This window comes from Streptomyces sp. NPDC053541, assembly GCF_044544705.1.
GTDB lineage: Bacteria > Actinomycetota > Actinomycetes > Streptomycetales > Streptomycetaceae > Streptomyces.
Genome location: NZ_JBITXM010000003.1, coordinates 707,573 through 721,179, shown reverse-complemented (window position 1 = coordinate 721,179; position 13,607 = coordinate 707,573). Strand labels below are relative to the sequence as shown.

At 72.8% G+C, this 13,607-nt stretch carries 17 protein-coding genes; 5 read left to right on the top strand and 12 right to left on the bottom strand.

The features are described 5' to 3' along the window. Positions 1–508 precede the first annotated feature (508 nt). A complete protein-coding gene (locus tag ACIGW2_RS10525; RefSeq protein ID WP_391651756.1) occupies positions 509–982 on the bottom strand; it encodes a hypothetical protein in 474 nt (157 codons plus the stop codon). 57 nt (positions 983–1,039) lie between these two features. Further along, complete coding sequence (locus ACIGW2_RS10520; RefSeq protein ID WP_356074457.1) at positions 1,040–1,492, bottom strand: Lrp/AsnC family transcriptional regulator; 453 nt, start codon at positions 1,490–1,492, stop codon at positions 1,040–1,042. 115 nt (positions 1,493–1,607) lie between these two features. On the opposite strand from ACIGW2_RS10520, the gene ACIGW2_RS10515 reads away from it, so the two are divergent. After that, complete coding sequence (locus tag ACIGW2_RS10515) at positions 1,608–2,231, top strand: LysE family translocator (protein ID WP_391651757.1); 624 nt, start codon at positions 1,608–1,610, stop codon at positions 2,229–2,231. Positions 2,232–2,404: 173 nt separating this feature from the next. Next, entirely contained in the window at positions 2,405–3,391 is a 987-nt protein-coding gene (locus ACIGW2_RS10510) for an MBL fold metallo-hydrolase (RefSeq protein WP_399842705.1), read from the top strand. Between the two features lie 410 nt (positions 3,392–3,801). On the opposite strand, the gene ACIGW2_RS10505 is transcribed toward ACIGW2_RS10510, so the two are convergent. From ACIGW2_RS10505 to ACIGW2_RS10490, 4 genes are all read right to left on the bottom strand, one after another. Beyond that, entirely contained in the window at positions 3,802–4,179 is a 378-nt protein-coding gene (locus ACIGW2_RS10505) for an ArsC/Spx/MgsR family protein (RefSeq protein WP_399842703.1), read from the bottom strand. Positions 4,180–4,330: 151 nt separating this feature from the next. Then, complete coding sequence (gene folE, locus ACIGW2_RS10500; RefSeq protein ID WP_399842701.1) at positions 4,331–4,978, bottom strand: GTP cyclohydrolase I FolE; 648 nt, start codon at positions 4,976–4,978, stop codon at positions 4,331–4,333. A gap of 1 nt (position 4,979) precedes the next feature. Further along, the gene (locus tag ACIGW2_RS10495; protein ID WP_399842698.1) at positions 4,980–5,432 is read right to left on the bottom strand and encodes a hypothetical protein; all 453 of its coding nucleotides are present in this window, start codon (positions 5,430–5,432) and stop codon (positions 4,980–4,982) included. Positions 5,433–5,743: 311 nt separating this feature from the next. Beyond that, positions 5,744–6,280, bottom strand: coding sequence for a DUF2231 domain-containing protein (locus tag ACIGW2_RS10490; RefSeq protein ID WP_399842695.1), 537 nt, complete (start codon positions 6,278–6,280; stop codon positions 5,744–5,746). Between the two features lie 125 nt (positions 6,281–6,405). Between ACIGW2_RS10490 and ACIGW2_RS10485 the strand changes: the two genes are divergently transcribed. After that, a complete protein-coding gene (locus tag ACIGW2_RS10485; protein ID WP_399842692.1) occupies positions 6,406–7,230 on the top strand; it encodes a helix-turn-helix transcriptional regulator in 825 nt (274 codons plus the stop codon). A 22-nt stretch (positions 7,231–7,252) separates the two neighbouring features. On the opposite strand, the gene ACIGW2_RS10480 is transcribed toward ACIGW2_RS10485, so the two are convergent. After that, positions 7,253–7,663 (bottom strand): hypothetical protein, encoded by a 411-nt coding sequence (locus ACIGW2_RS10480; RefSeq protein ID WP_399842690.1) that lies wholly within the window; start codon positions 7,661–7,663, stop codon positions 7,253–7,255. A gap of 219 nt (positions 7,664–7,882) precedes the next feature. Here ACIGW2_RS10480 and ACIGW2_RS10475 point away from each other — a divergent pair, with 219 nt between their 5' ends. After that, on the top strand, positions 7,883–8,419 hold the full coding sequence (locus tag ACIGW2_RS10475) for a hypothetical protein (RefSeq protein ID WP_391651760.1): 537 nt from the start codon (positions 7,883–7,885) through the stop codon (positions 8,417–8,419). Positions 8,420–8,456: 37 nt separating this feature from the next. On the opposite strand, the gene ACIGW2_RS10470 is transcribed toward ACIGW2_RS10475, so the two are convergent. Continuing rightward, a complete protein-coding gene (locus ACIGW2_RS10470; protein ID WP_399842688.1) occupies positions 8,457–9,692 on the bottom strand; it encodes an alpha/beta hydrolase family protein in 1,236 nt (411 codons plus the stop codon). Positions 9,693–9,857: 165 nt separating this feature from the next. Further along, a complete protein-coding gene (locus ACIGW2_RS10465; RefSeq protein WP_391651762.1) occupies positions 9,858–10,424 on the bottom strand; it encodes a TetR/AcrR family transcriptional regulator in 567 nt (188 codons plus the stop codon). A gap of 177 nt (positions 10,425–10,601) precedes the next feature. Between ACIGW2_RS10465 and ACIGW2_RS10460 the strand changes: the two genes are divergently transcribed. Further along, the gene (locus tag ACIGW2_RS10460; protein WP_399842685.1) at positions 10,602–12,071 is read left to right on the top strand and encodes an MFS transporter; all 1,470 of its coding nucleotides are present in this window, start codon (positions 10,602–10,604) and stop codon (positions 12,069–12,071) included. A 42-nt stretch (positions 12,072–12,113) separates the two neighbouring features. On the opposite strand, the gene ACIGW2_RS10455 is transcribed toward ACIGW2_RS10460, so the two are convergent. The 3 genes from ACIGW2_RS10455 to ACIGW2_RS10445 all read right to left on the bottom strand — a co-directional run bounded on the left by ACIGW2_RS10455 (position 12,114) and on the right by ACIGW2_RS10445 (position 13,545). Next, positions 12,114–12,389, bottom strand: a complete 276-nt coding sequence (locus ACIGW2_RS10455; protein ID WP_399842683.1) for a hypothetical protein — start codon at positions 12,387–12,389, stop codon at positions 12,114–12,116. An 8-nt stretch (positions 12,390–12,397) separates the two neighbouring features. Next, positions 12,398–13,138 (bottom strand): class I SAM-dependent methyltransferase, encoded by a 741-nt coding sequence (locus ACIGW2_RS10450; RefSeq protein WP_399842681.1) that lies wholly within the window; start codon positions 13,136–13,138, stop codon positions 12,398–12,400. Positions 13,139–13,251: 113 nt separating this feature from the next. Next, a complete protein-coding gene (locus ACIGW2_RS10445; protein ID WP_391651766.1) occupies positions 13,252–13,545 on the bottom strand; it encodes a hypothetical protein in 294 nt (97 codons plus the stop codon). Positions 13,546–13,607: the final 62 nt, after the last annotated feature.

Below are 13,607 nucleotides of genomic sequence, written 5' to 3'. Positions count from 1 at the left end.
CTCCCCCCGGAGCGCACCGTGGCCCTGGGTGAGCACCGCAACAGCGCCGGGGGCGCGGACGCCCCCCCCCCCCCCCCCCCCGCGGGGCCGGCCCCCGGCGCCGCGCCCCACGCCCCGCCACGGGCGCGGTCGGCACGGACGCGGTCTGGCACAGGCGCGGTTCGGCACAGGCGCGGTCCGGCACAGGCGCGGTTCCGTCCGATCCGGCCCGTGGCCCGGCACGGGTCCGGTCCGGACCGGTCGACCCGTCCAGGTCCCGATCCGACAGGTCCAGGTCCGACCGGGCCCGGCCAGGTCGGCCCGTTCAGGTCCGTCCAGGTCCGTCCAGGTCCGTCCGGTTCTTCCGGGGCGGACACGAGAGCCGCCGCCCGGTGGGGGGGGAAGCCGGGCGACGGCCTTCTCGGGTGCGCACCCAGGCTGCGGGTGCCCGCCCGGGGCGCGGCTACGCGTACCGGAACCGCGGACCACCGGGACCCGCGCAGCGCGGTGCGCCTGCCGCCGGCCGGCGCTACCGGACCGGCCCGCGCTCGTCGACGACGACGGTCGGCGCCGACAGGAAGACGTCCGGGCCGACGGGGCCGTACGCGATGTTGAACGTGTCCAGCCAGTACGTCCAGCCGCGGATGCCGAGAGCACTGCTGAACCGGTAGTTCAACTGCCAACGGGCCCACTGCCCGGGGAGCAGCCGTACGGCGGGGGGCCGGCGCGGACGCGGCGGCAGCCCGTGCAGCGGCTCCACCCGGGGGAGCACCCGCAGTTGCTCCCCTTCCTCGCGCAGGCTGACGGAAAGCTCCCGCAGGTCGATCCAACCCTGCCTCGGCTCGAAGCCGTCGCCCTCGGCCATCCGCACGAAGTGCGCCCGCCCGGAGGCCACTTCCGGCAGCACGAAGCCGACCGGCGCGGCGTCCCTCCGCGCAGCGGCGTCCCCGCCACGGGACGCCTTCGTCCAGGACGTCTTGATCCACTGCACCGTGATGTCCACCGCACCCGCCTTTCGCGGAGAGCCTACGGGCGGGCGTCGTTGGTGCGGGAAGCCCGGCTACTCCGGCAGCGGCCGGTCGTCGATGACGTTCTTCATGACGAGGGTGGACGTCAGGCGCTGCACGCCGGGGAGCCGGGCGAGCCGCTGGTCGTACAGCTGCTGGAAGGCCGCGAGGTCGGCCGTGGCGACGCGCAGGAGGTAGTCGGGTTCGCCGAACAGGCGCTGGGCCTGGAGTACGTGGGGGACGGCGGACACGGCCTCTTCGAAGGCGGTGACGGTGTCGGCGTCCTCCCAGCGCAGGGTGACGAAGACGAGGGCCTCGAAGGTCAGGCCGACGGCGGCCGGGTCGACGACCGCGCGGTAGCCGCGGATGGCGCCCTCTCGTTCGAGGTCGCGCAGCCGGCGGTGGCAGGGCGAGACGCTGAGCCGCACCCGCGCCGCCAGCTCGGTGATCGTGAGGCGGCCGTCGAGCTGCAGCTCGGTAAGAATTTTCCGGTCCAAGGCGTCCATGGAGAAGATTTTCCCCCACTCCCCCGCATCTGAGGAAAAGGACGCAAACACTTTCGGGCATATCCGTCCTAACCTTCCCGCCGGAACAGGCACTGTGAGGAACAAGGGACGATCGATGGACACGACGACACTGGCGGCATTCCTGGCCGTGGACCTGCTGCTGGTGTTCACTCCGGGGGCCGACTGGGCCTACGCGATCTCCGCCGGCCTGCGGGGCCGCTCGGTCGTGCCGGCCGTCACCGGGCTGATCGTGGGACACGCGGCCTACGCGCTGGTGGCCGTGGCGGGCCTGGCCGTCGTCGTGGCGAGTTACCCGGCCGCGCTGACCGCGCTGACGGTGGCGGGGGCCGGATACCTGCTGTGGCTGGGGTGGGGCGTCCTGCGCCGGCCGGTCGCGCCGGCCGCGGCCACCACCGGGGACGGCGGGGGCGTGTCCCGGCTGTCGGTGGTCCTCAAGGGCGCCGGCACCAGCGGCCTGAACCCGAAGGCACTGCTGCTGTACTTCTCCCTCTTCCCGCAGTTCATCGATCCGGCCACGGGCTGGCCGGTCAGCGCGCAGACCGGACTGCTCAGCTCCCTGCACCTGACCGCGTGCGCCGTCGTCTACCTCGGCGTCGGCGTGGTGGCCCGTACGGTCCTCAGCACCCGGCCCGCGGCGGCCCTGTTCGTCACCCGCGTGAGCGGTGCCATGATGATCACCATCGGCGCCTTCCTGCTGTGGGAACGCCTGCACGGCTGAGGAATGCGTCGCCCCGCCCCACCGACCGCACGCGAGGAGAGCAGGTACGTGGAAGACCGGACCGAGCAGGAAGAGGCGGGCCCCGTGGCGCGGACGCGCGGGCGGGGCGACGGCCCTCGTGAGCTCGTCGCCCACCGGCGACGGACCCTCATCCCCGCGGACGGGGGCGGCGCGTGAGCCCCGAGCGGCCGGTTCCGGAGCTGCCGAACTGGCTGACCTGGTGGCAGCGGCCGTTCCCCGACGCCAACACCCTCCTCCTGCCCGGGCGTCACAGCGCCCTCGTGGACACCGGGTTCGTCGGGCACGCCGACGAGACCGCCGCCTGGGCCCGTGCCCGGGCCGGGAAGGTCGACCTGGTGGTCAACACCCACTGGCACTCCGACCACGTCGGCGGCAACGCACTCCTCCAGGCCCGGGGCGCGGCCGTCGCCGCCGGCGCACCGGAGGCCGACGCGATCGCCCGCCGCGACCCCGGCTGCTGCGCCGCCGAGTACCTGGACCAGCCCGTCGCCCCGTACACCGTCGACATCCCGCTCGACGACGGACAGCTGCTGCGTCTCGGCGCAGCCGAGTGGGAGGTGGTCCGCACGCCCGGCCACACCCCTGGCCACCTGGCCCTGTGGCAGCCGGAGGAACGGCTGCTCGTGGTCGGCGACGCGCTGTCGGACTACGACGTCGGCTGGGTCGACCTCGCGCTCGACGGGCCCGAGGCGGCGACCACCGCGCTCGCCTCCCTCAAGCGCATGGCCGACCTCGCCCCTCGCGTGATCCTCCCCTCCCACGGGCCGATCCCCGCCGACCCCGAGGCCGCGCTCGCCGCCGCCTTGCGCCGGGCGCAGCGCCTCGTCGACGATCCGGCCGGCGCGGTCTGGTACGGCGCCCGGCGGATCCTCGCCTTCGCCCTGATGATCCGCGACGGCATCCCGGCCGCCGAGATCGAGCCGTACCTCCTCGCCCGCACCTGGCTCACCGACGCCGCCCGCCTGCTGGACGTGACCCCCGAGCACCTCGCCACCGAACTCGTCACGACCATGCTCCGCACCGGCGCCATACGCTTGCGTGACGGCCGCCTCCACGCCGCCGCGGACCACACGCCGGTCCCGCCCGAGGCGTTGCGCGTGCCGTACCCGCGGGCGTGGCCGCCGACAACGCCGCGCTGACGGCGGACGAGTGGCGGGCGCCGTTCCGCGGGTGGCGCCACCGACTGAGGTGACACGCCCGCAGGGCGGTGGCCGACGGCGCACCGCTGACCGCGAGGCCTGGCCCCGATCATCCGCATGGCGGCATCGGGGCACGTGGCCCCAACTCCCGCTGGTCATCGAATCCGACCGAACGCGGCATTCTGGTCTGGGATACCGGCGCCTCACCAGCCGATAACTGCCTGCAATCGATCAGCTTGGAAGGACTTCCAGGTCGATGGGCGGCAACCCCCAGGGTTCCAGAATCCCGGTGCAGTACTCCACCAGGAACTGGATTGCACCGCCGTCGTAGCGCCAACACACCCCGCCGCGAGAAGCAACCCAGGCCCAGGGTCAGGCCCAGCAGATGGTCAGGGCTGTCGTGGGCCGGGCTATCGGGCGCCCGAAGGGTCGCGCGGCAGCACCGCGCGCACGGCCTCCTCGGTGCGGCCGACGACGGTCGTGCCGTCGTCGGCGGTGATGATCGGGCGCTGGATGATCGAGGGGTGCTCGGCGAGGGCGGTGATCCAGCGGGGGCGGGCGGCCGGGTCGCGGGGCCAGGTGACCACGCCCAGTGCGACGGCGGCGCTCTCGCCGGTACGGGCGATGTCCCAGGGTTCCAGGCCGAGTCGGGCCAGGACCTCTTCCAGTTCGCCGGGGGTGGGCGGGTCCTCCAGGTAGTGGCGGACGGTGTACTCGGCCTCGTACGCGTCGAGCAGGTCGAGCGCCGAGGCGCATTTCGAGCAGGCGGGGTTGATCCAGATCTCCACGAAGCGGCTCCTCAGGGGGTCTCGGGGGTGACTCGGGGCGTCTCGGGGGCTCTCGGGTCTCTCGGGGTCTCGCGAGGTCGCCCGGGTTTCCCAGGGGTTCTTGGTTTTTCTCAGGGCTCCGGGAAGCCCGCGAGTGCGGCGGTCGACGACGTCAGGCGTTGACTCCGCTCAGGGCGAGGAACTCCGCCCGGGAGCGCGGGTCGTGACGCAGCAGTCCGAGCAGGGTGGAGGTGACGGTGGACGATCCGGCGGCCTGGACGCCGCGCAGGGTCATGCAGGTGTGCTCTGCCTCGATGACCACCCCGACGCCCTTGGGGTCGAGCTGTTCCTGCAGCCAGTCGGCGATCTGCTTGGTGAGGCGCTCCTGCACCTGGGGCCGGCAGGCGAAGTACTCGACGGTGCGGGCGAGTTTGGACAGGCCCAGAATGCGCGGCCCGGGCAGGTAGCCGACGTGTGCCGTGCCGACGAACGGCAGCAGGTGGTGCTGGCAGACCGATCGGAACGGGATGGCGCGGGCCAGGACGAGTTCGTCGTAGCCCTCGTCGTTGGGGAAGGTGGTCAGCGCGAAGTCGCGGGGGCTGAACAGCTCCGCGTACGCGCGGGCCATCCGGCCGGGCGTGTCCCGCATGTTCTCGTCGTCGCTGAGGACGCCGAGGGCCTTGAGGAAGTGACGGGCGGCGTCCTCGGCCGCGGCGAAGTCGACACCGGCCGCGTCGTGGACGACGCGCAGGGCGGTGGGGGCCTGCCGGCCGGCGGCTCCGGAGTCCTGCTCGGTCGCGAGTGCGTCGTGGAGGGCCATGTCAGCTCGCCCCGATTCCGAGCGCGCCGAGCAGGACGAGGAGCAGCGTCGCCACGGCGAGCAGTCCGTGGCCGAGGACGACCGCGAGGGGGAAGTGCCGTTCGGCCGGCCCGTCGCCACCGTCCCCCGCGGCACCCGTCCGGGCCGCCACGGCGGCGTTGCGGGCACGATGGACGGGGATCCAGCGGGCCAGCATGGTGAAGCCCAGCAGCGCGACCGGCAGCAGCAGGCCGAACGCGGTCCACGCGAGCGCGTCGCGGTCGACGGCCAGGTAGGCGATCCAGACGAGCAGGCCGAGGGCCGCGAGGGCGAAGTGGCCGAAGAGCAGCGGCGCGGGCAGCCGGCTGGCGCCGGCTCCCTTCTGCCGGAGGCCGCCGCGGGCGATCCAGGTGCCGAGCATGTACAAGCCGCTGACTGCGGTCAGCAGCCAGGCGATCAGTGCGGCGATGTGCACGGGTACTCCCGGGGTGTCGGTCGACGGAGGTCGAAGGGGATGGTGTGGGCAGGGCGAAAGAGGGGTGCGGTGCCCCCGTGAAGCGGTGGATCGGTGAATCGGTGACGCGTGCACCAGTGAGCCGGCGCGTCGGCGGTGCGGTCGGCTCGACCGGCGCCGCGCCGTGGCGGCGGGCCGCGCCGCCGACGTACCGGAACCGGCGGTGGGCGCGGGGCGGCACCGGCGCCGCGCAGTGCTGCGGCGGGCCACGGGGACGTGGCGCGCGGCTCGGCGTGCTGGGGCCTGTCCGACCCTGATCCGACGGACAGGGCCTAGCGGTCGCCCGGCGCGCCCGCCGAGGTGTAGCCCTCGGCCTGGGTGCGCTCGTCCGCGACGCGTACGCCGTACCGGTAGGCGAGTTTGCCGCCCAGGTAGCCGGAGGCGCCGAGGACGGCGAGGGACGCGGCGGAGAGGGCGAGCATGCCCGCTCCGACTCCCTCGGCGGGCGCCGGATCGGCGCGCCGCCAGAGGAAGTTGCCGGCGTAGGCGGCGGTGACGAGCAGGTTCAGGGTCATGTGCACCAGACCGACGCGGAAGGCCCGGGTCCCGGGCGGGATCGCGAACAGGTCCAGGAAGCCGACGGTCGCCGCGAGCAGGGCGCCGACCACGCCCACGGCGATCAGCCACATCGATCCGCGCGCGAGGAAGGCGGGGTCGTCGACAAACTGCGAGGCGATGTCGAAGACGAAGCTCGCCACCCAGGCGCCGATCGGCACGGTGACCAGCATCGGATGAAAAGGATGCCCGTACGGCCCGGCCAGCAGGGCGCTGACCGGCTGTTTCGCCTGTTGGTGACGCTCGCTGGTCATGATGGGCCCCTCTCCTTGATTTCACTAACAAGTATTGGACTTATTGCGAAGGGTCGTCAAGCGCCCCTGGACACACGAAGGTGTGGATCGGTTACGCCCATGCGGGTGCGCCTTACGATGGAGGCATGGCCAGCGACGCGACCCCGCCCCCGGAGACCGGCTCAGGACCAGACCTCGCCCCCGGCCCGGGGCTCACCCCCCGCCCGGAGTTCGCCACCGGACCGGACCTGGGCCCCGGCGCCACCGATGACGACGTACGGGTCCGGGCGGTCGCCGTGCTCGCGGACGACCAGCGGCGCACGATGTACGCCTTCGCGCGCCGGGCCAGGCGTCCGGTCACGCGCGAGGAGGCGGCCGCCGAGGCCGGCATCTCCGCCAAGCTGGCGGCCTTCCACCTCGACAAGCTCGTCGCCGCCGGGCTGCTGCGGAGCCGCTACGAGGCCCCCGGCGGCATCCGCAAGGTGGGGCGCAAGCCGAAGGTGTACGAGCCGGCGGACGTCGACATACGGATCAGCATCCCGGAGCGCCGGCCGGACGTGATCGCCGACATCCTCATCGCCGCGGTCCTCAGCGAGGAGCCGGGCGAGGGCGCGCGCGCCGCGGCCATGCGCACCGCCCGGCGGCACGGCGAGGAGTCGGGGACGGCGCAGCGCGCCCGCTTCCGGCCCGGTCGCCTCGGGCCGGAGCGTTCCGTGAGCGCGGGGCAGGCGGTGCTGGAGGGTTACGGTTTCGAGCCGGACCGCACGGCCCCCACCCGGCTGCGTCTGCTCAACTGCCCCTTCCACCACCTCGTCGGGCGGTCGCCGGAACTGGTCTGCGGCATCAACCACGCCTTCGTCTGCGGCATCCTGGACGGCCTGCGGACCACGGGCATCGAGGCCCGGCTCGCCCCGAAGCCGGGGCAGTGCTGCGTCGAGCTGCGCGAATCGGGCGCCGACGACGCCGACTGACGGCCCGTAAGGCGCCGCCGGCTCAGACCGTTCTGCTCACTGCCGCGACCACCAGCAACACCGTGACGACGGCGCAGGCGCCGTGCGCGATGACGGCCGTGGCGGGGAAGTGTCCCTCCGCCGTCGGCTCGCCGTGGGCATGCCGCCCGGAACTGGGCAGCCAGCGGAACAGCATCATCAGTCCGAGGGTGGCGACGATCAGCACCACCGCACCGGCCGCCCAGCCGAATGCGGCCGTCCGGCCGAGCAGGAAGAGCGACCAGGAAACCAACCCGAGGACGGCGAGGCCGATGTGACCGAGGATCAGCCACACCGGCAGCCGGGTGACCCGCGCGTCACGCTGGCGCAGACCGCCGTTGCGCAGCCAGATCGTCAGGAGGAACGCGCCGAGGAGTGCCGTCACCAGCCAGACGACCAGAACAGTTATCCCCATGCCCGCCCCTCGTTCGACGATCACCCCGAGTCCCCCACCCCTCCGGGTGAAGCGCACCCATCAGAGCGCCCCCGCCCGCCACGCCCGGGCATGTACCCGGACACGTCACTCGAACGAGTGAAGGCGGGCGGGAAGGGCGCTCCGGTCGCGGCCCGCGTCGTCCTCCGCACGGTCGCGTCCGCGCTGCCGGATTACGTCCGGATCATTAGCGTCGTGGCCATGCACCTCACTTCCCGCATGCGCCGCCTCGCGGCCCCCGCCGCCGCGCTGGCCGCGGCCGTCTGCCTCTGCGCCGGCGCCCCGGCCCGGGCGGACAGCGTCGTCATCGACACCATCGACGAGACCACGACCGAGTCCGGCGAGGGCCCGCTCGAAGGCTGTCTGCCGCCCGATGTCATCGGCCGCTTCACCGTCGTCGAGCACACCGTCGCCCGCGTCGTGCGCACCGACGGCGCCACGGTCATCAAGGGCGTCAACAGCTACGACTTCCACATGGACCTGCCCGACGGGCGCTATGTGCAGAGCGGGACGAACTACGAGCGCTTCAAGGTCGTCCTCACCCGCCCGTACCACACGGTGCTCAGCACCGTCTCCGAGGACGAGCGCACGATCCACGCCGCCGACGGCACGCCCGTCGGCACGCTCACCATCAGCGAGCGGAAGAAGGTCGTCTTCACGGACGCCGACCGCGACGGCGAGCCCGACCCGGGTGAGATCACCGTCGAGCACGTGCGCTTCGACCTCACCTGCGGCTGACCGCACGCCCCTCCGTTACGGGGCTCCCCCCTTCCTCTCATCGCGCCGGGCCGGCAGGCCGGCGGGCCATCACGGTGTCCAGCCAGTCGTAGACCCGGGCGAACGCCATCCTCTGGGCGCCGGACTGGCAGTGCGCCTCGGCGCCCTCCGTCTCCGTGAACGGCAGGAACGTCTTCTCGCAGCGCAGGTGTGCGTACAGCTTCTCCGGCTGCCCCTGGAAGAAGCCGTCGCCCTCGCCGGAGCAGACGAGTACCGGGCAGGTGATGCGCTCGGCGATGCCGTCGCGCAGGTGGTAGTCGAGGTAGGCGGCGCAGAACGCGCGCGGGGTGGCGGCGTTCATGGTGAACATGCCGTGTTCGACGGCCCACTTGAGCGTGGGATCGGTGGCCATGGACGCTTCGATCGCCGCGTCGAGTTCGGGGTCGTGGGCGGCCCGCAACCGGCGCTCGGCCTCGTCGCGCGGCAGTCCGAGGGGCGCGGTGCTGATGTCCCCGAGGTCGTAGACGCCGTCGAGTGCGACGACGGCGGCGATCCGGTGGTCGAAGGCGGCGGCGCGGGGCGCCAGATAGCCGCCCATGCTGGCGCCGAGCACGGCGATCCGGTCGGCGTCGACCTCGGGCAGCGTCTGCGCGAAGTCGAGCACCGGCGTAACGACGTTCTCCCAGTCGGGCCGGAACATCAGTCCCTGGCGGTGGCGGGCGCCGGGCTGTCCGGGGCCGTCGAAGACCAGGACGGTGTAGCCGCGTTCGGCGGCGGCCGCCGCGCCGAAGAAGTGCATCTCCTCGGCGGTGCCGTCGAAGCCGTTGAACATCACCACCGTGGGGCGCGGCGCGCCGTCGCCGTCGGGGCGGTAGAGGTAGCCGGGCAGGGTCGTGTCCTCGTACGGGATGGCGACCGGCGTGATGGCGGGGGTGAACAGTTCGGCGGCCTGGCGGAAGCAGGTGACGGAGGCGTCGTAGGCGTGGCGGATGCGCGGGTCGGCGTGGTCGCCGTGCAGGAAGAACTCGGCGCAGCGGTAGTAGTTCGAGGCGCGCAGGAAGCCGTCGCGCGCGCTGACGCGGTGGCCGCCCTCCCGTGAGGACCGGGCCTGGCCGGCGACCCGGTCGGCGGTGGCGAGCCAGTGGTCGTGCCAGCTGTCGTAGTCGCCCTCGCCGATTTTCTGCACGGTGGCGGCGACCTCGCCGAAGTCGGCGCCGCCGTAAGCGATGTGACCGAGCGTCCGCAGGGTTTCGTACCAGAACGAAGGGTGGTCGGGGAAGAAGATCGGGTCCACCGGAAAACTCCTAACGCAGGCGATGGCTGCTTTAGCCGAGGGTGGACCTTAGACCCGGCCTCCACGCAAACGCAACTCTCGACTGCGTTAGAAACGCCTCGGAGCCGCACCCCGCGCGAGGTACGGCTCCGAAGGAGGAGGTGGAGGAGGAGACGGAGGAGGAGGTCAGAGCAGCCGGTCGACCAGGCCGTCGATGTAGTCCGGGGTGAGCGGGACCATGCCGAACAGGACGCGGATGTACATCGGGGCGAGGATGTGGTCCAGCACGGCGAACGCGTCGGGGGCGTCCTCGCCGCGCTCCTGGGCACGGTCGAGCATGGACTGCAGCTGCCGCATGCGTGCGACGCGGAGTTCGTCACCGGCCCGCACCCCCCGCCGACCGTTGCCCGACAGGGCCACCGCCAGGCGCACCACTGCCAGCCCGTCGGGGCCGGTGATCTCGCGGGCCACATTGGCCGCGTACGTCCGCAGGTCACCGTCGAGGCTTCCGGTGTCAGGCATGGGCGACTGCGCGTTGAGGCGGGTGAGCGCCACATCGGTGAGGAGCTTCTCCAGGTTGCCCCACCGGCGGTAGATGCTGCTGTCGGCCACTCCGGCGCGGGCCGCGACCTCGCCGACGGTGAAGTTGCCGTATCCGCGCTCGCTGATCAGGTCGGTGACGGCCTGGTGCACGTCCGCGGCGACGCGGGCGCTGCGGCCACCGGGCCTCCGGGCTTTCGGTTGCTCTGCCATTCCCCCACCTTAATGCAGTCACTACTTGCGTTTACGGCGCCACCTCCCTACAGTCCACTAACGCAGTCACCGACTGCATTTATCGGGCCGCCGGCCCGGTCCATCGCCACCCGCGTCGACCGCGACCGGGCGCTCATGGGCGCGACCGGGCGCGCCCGACAAGGGAGAGGAGTCCGCATGGCCGCATCGTCGTCACCGTCACTCGCCACCGCAGGCAGCCGATCGAACCGGGGCATGCTGCTCACGGTGACCTGCCTCGGGCAGTTCATGGTCCTGCTCGACAACACGATCGTCGGGGCGGCGCTGCCCGACATGCAGCAGCGGCTGCACACGGAACTGACCGGCCTTCAGTGGATCGTCGACGCGTACGTCCTGCTGGTCGCCATGCTGCTGCTGTCCGGCGGCATCTTCGCCGACCGGTTCGGGCGCAAGCGGGTGTACCTGACGGGCGTGGCGGTGTTCACCGCAGCCTCCGTGGTGTGCGCCCTCGCGCCGTCGCTCGGCTGGCTGGTCGCCGGCCGGGTGCTCCAGGGCATCGGGGCCGCGGCGCTCAGCCCGGCCTCGCTGGCCCTGCTCGCCGCCGCCCATCCCGTACCGCAGGAACGCGTCAAGGCGATCGGCCTCTGGGCCGGGCTCAGCGGCATCGGTCTGGCCGCGGGCCCCGTGGCCGGCGGGGTGCTGACCGAGGCCTTCGGATGGCCCGCCGTCTTCCTCGTCAACCTGCCCATCGGCGCGGTCCTGCTGGTCCTCGGCGGGCGCTGCCTCGCAGAGGCGCGCAACCCGAGCGCCCCCGCGATCGACGTCCCCGGCACGGTGCTCTCCGTCCTGGGGGTCGGGGCCCTCACGTACGGGCTGATCGAGGGCGGCGCCCGCGGCTGGACGTCGCCGGTGATCCTGGGCGGCCTCGCCGCCGCGGCGGCCCTCCTCACCGCCTTCGTCGCCGTCGAGGCGCGCCGCGCCACGCCGATGCTGCCGCTGCGGCTGTTCCGGCTGCGGCTGTTCACCGTGTCGAACACGGCCATGGTCGTGGTGGGGTTCGCCCTCATGGGCTCGACGTTCTTCTTCTCCCAGTTCTTCGTGTACGTGCAGGGCAGCTCGGTCCTGCGTGCCGGACTGCAGACCCTGCCCACCACCCTCGCCATGGTGGTCGTCAGCCCGTACGCGGGCCGGCTCGCCGCCCGGTACGGATTCCGCGTCGTCGTCACCGCCGGCCTGGCCGTGGCGGGACTGGGACTCCTCGCACTGGGAACGGTGCACGCCGACACCGGCTACGGAAACGTGTGGTGGCGGCTCGCCGTCGTCGGCACCGGCTTCGCCCTGACCATGTCGCCGCTGACGGGAGCCGCCATCCAGGCGGTCGGCCCGCAGGAGGGTGGTCTCGCCTCGGGCGTCAGCAGCACCACCCGCCAGATCGGCGCGGTGCTCGGCGTGGCGGCACTCGGCGCCGTCGTCCGCACCCGCCAGTCCGGCGGCGCCTCCTTCGAGGCCGGCCTCGACAGCGCCTTCCTCACGGCCGGCGCCCTCACTCTGGCCGCCGCCGTGTTCACGGGTCTGTGGCTGACGAGGTCCGAGGCGGTGGGGACGTCCGTGGAGCGCGAACCGGCGCAGGGCGTGCGGCAGCAGCCGTCCGGTGTGGAGGGTGCCTGAGCCCTCGGCGTCTGCTTCGTCGCGCGGCGCCCCGGCGCCGGCTCACGTGGCCCGGCGGCTCCTCAGCTCGGCGAGCCAGGTGCGCAGTTGCTCGTCGTCGTGCAGGGAGGCGCCACTCTCGTCCGCCGGCAGGTCGATGCCGTGGAGGAGGCCCAGGGCCCACCAGGACACGTCGTCCCAGTTGAGCCCGTCGTCGGCCATCCACCGCGCGGCCCACCGGTCTGCCTCGTCCCGGGTCAGGCGTCCCTCGACGAGCGCGACGAAGCACGCCTCGATGTCGTCGGGCGTCGGCTGGTGGGCGTGGGGACGTCTCGGCATGGCGGGGCTCACGGTTTGTGGGTGACCCAGAGGAGTTCCGCGGGCCAGCGGTGGGCCCAGTCGGGCGGGTCGGTTTCGTTGTAGCCGTTGGGTGTTCCGGGGTCCGGCCGCGGTTCGATGAGGTCGTCGATGACGAGACCGGCACCGCGCAGGACCCTGACCCAGTCGCCGTAGGTGAGCTGGTAGCTGGTCGCGCCGTCGCCTTCGGCGATCGCGTCCAGACCGAAGTAGTCCTTCTGCAGCGTCGTGGTCACACGGCTGGCGGCCTCGTCGTAACAGGCCTCGAACCATGGACTGGCGACGTTGAACACCAGCCGCCCGCCCGGGCGCAGGACGCGGGCGGCCTCGGGAACGGCGAGGTGCGGGGGCGCCCAACTGAGCCCCCCGAAGTCGCAGAAGACCAGGTCGAAGCTGTCGGCGGCGAAGGGGAGCTGCTCGGCGGCGCCCTGCACGAGCGGGTATCGCGTCGTCCCCATCGCCTTGGCCGCGGCACCGAGTTGGGCCTCGGACAGGTCGATCCCGACCACCCGGGCGCCCTCGGCGGCGAGCGCCCTGGACCACTGCCCGGCGCCGCAGCCGAGTTCGAGGACCCGCCGCCCGGCGACGTCACCGAGGGCGCGCAGCCGCGCGTCGGGGATGGAGTACATGCCCCAGAGCCGGGGTGCGGCGCCGATCTGCGGGTCGTGCTCGCGCTGGTAGGTGCCGCTGATCTGATTCCAGAGCCGCCGGTTGGCGGGGATGCTGTCCACGTGCCGACTCCAGCACTGCCGGGTGGGGGTCGTCAACGCGATTCTCGGGACGGCCGGCGGGCCGGGCGAGTCCGGGTCGGTCGTACGGGTGCGCATGCGGGGCGACACCGGCCTCACCGCCTGCCGTCGTCGCCGAGGCGGTGCTCCTGCGGCCGCCCGAAGTCGTTCAGGTGCCCGGTCAGCGCCCAGCGGAACTGCTCGTCGTCGTCCCGCGATTCCAGGATTCCGGCCTCGACGAGGGCCAGCAGTGCCGCGTGCAGGCCCCGCGACACCGGGCCGTCCTCCCAGAAGAGTCGCTTGCTCCTCGAAAAGGGAACATCCTCCGTGATGGCCCCGAGCGCCAGCCCCAGCACGTACGCGGCCTGGTCCGAGTCGAGCCAGTCGCCCATCTGGTCCGCGAGCTTCACGCCGTTCCTCGCTCTCTGCGCGACGCCGGTCGCCGCATCGGGGTGGTTCTTGTTCCTCACAT

What these genes read in the sequence shown, in the direction of transcription:
- ACIGW2_RS10460 (WP_399842685.1), top strand. Translation starts at nt 10,602, where the DNA reads ATGGCCGCATCGTCGTCACCGTCACTCGCCACCGCAGGCAGCCGATCG.
- ACIGW2_RS10520 (WP_356074457.1), bottom strand. Translation starts at nt 1,492, where the DNA reads ATGGACGCCTTGGACCGGAAAATTCTTACCGAGCTGCAGCTCGACGGC.
- ACIGW2_RS10475 (WP_391651760.1), top strand. Translation starts at nt 7,883, where the DNA reads ATGCACCTCACTTCCCGCATGCGCCGCCTCGCGGCCCCCGCCGCCGCG.
- ACIGW2_RS10515 (WP_391651757.1), top strand. Translation starts at nt 1,608, where the DNA reads ATGGACACGACGACACTGGCGGCATTCCTGGCCGTGGACCTGCTGCTG.
- ACIGW2_RS10490 (WP_399842695.1), bottom strand. Translation starts at nt 6,280, where the DNA reads ATGACCAGCGAGCGTCACCAACAGGCGAAACAGCCGGTCAGCGCCCTG.
- ACIGW2_RS10455 (WP_399842683.1), bottom strand. Translation starts at nt 12,389, where the DNA reads ATGCCGAGACGTCCCCACGCCCACCAGCCGACGCCCGACGACATCGAG.
- ACIGW2_RS10465 (WP_391651762.1), bottom strand. Translation starts at nt 10,424, where the DNA reads ATGGCAGAGCAACCGAAAGCCCGGAGGCCCGGTGGCCGCAGCGCCCGC.
- ACIGW2_RS10485 (WP_399842692.1), top strand. Translation starts at nt 6,406, where the DNA reads ATGGCCAGCGACGCGACCCCGCCCCCGGAGACCGGCTCAGGACCAGAC.
- folE (WP_399842701.1), bottom strand. Translation starts at nt 4,978, where the DNA reads ATGGCCCTCCACGACGCACTCGCGACCGAGCAGGACTCCGGAGCCGCC.
- ACIGW2_RS10480 (WP_399842690.1), bottom strand. Translation starts at nt 7,663, where the DNA reads ATGGGGATAACTGTTCTGGTCGTCTGGCTGGTGACGGCACTCCTCGGC.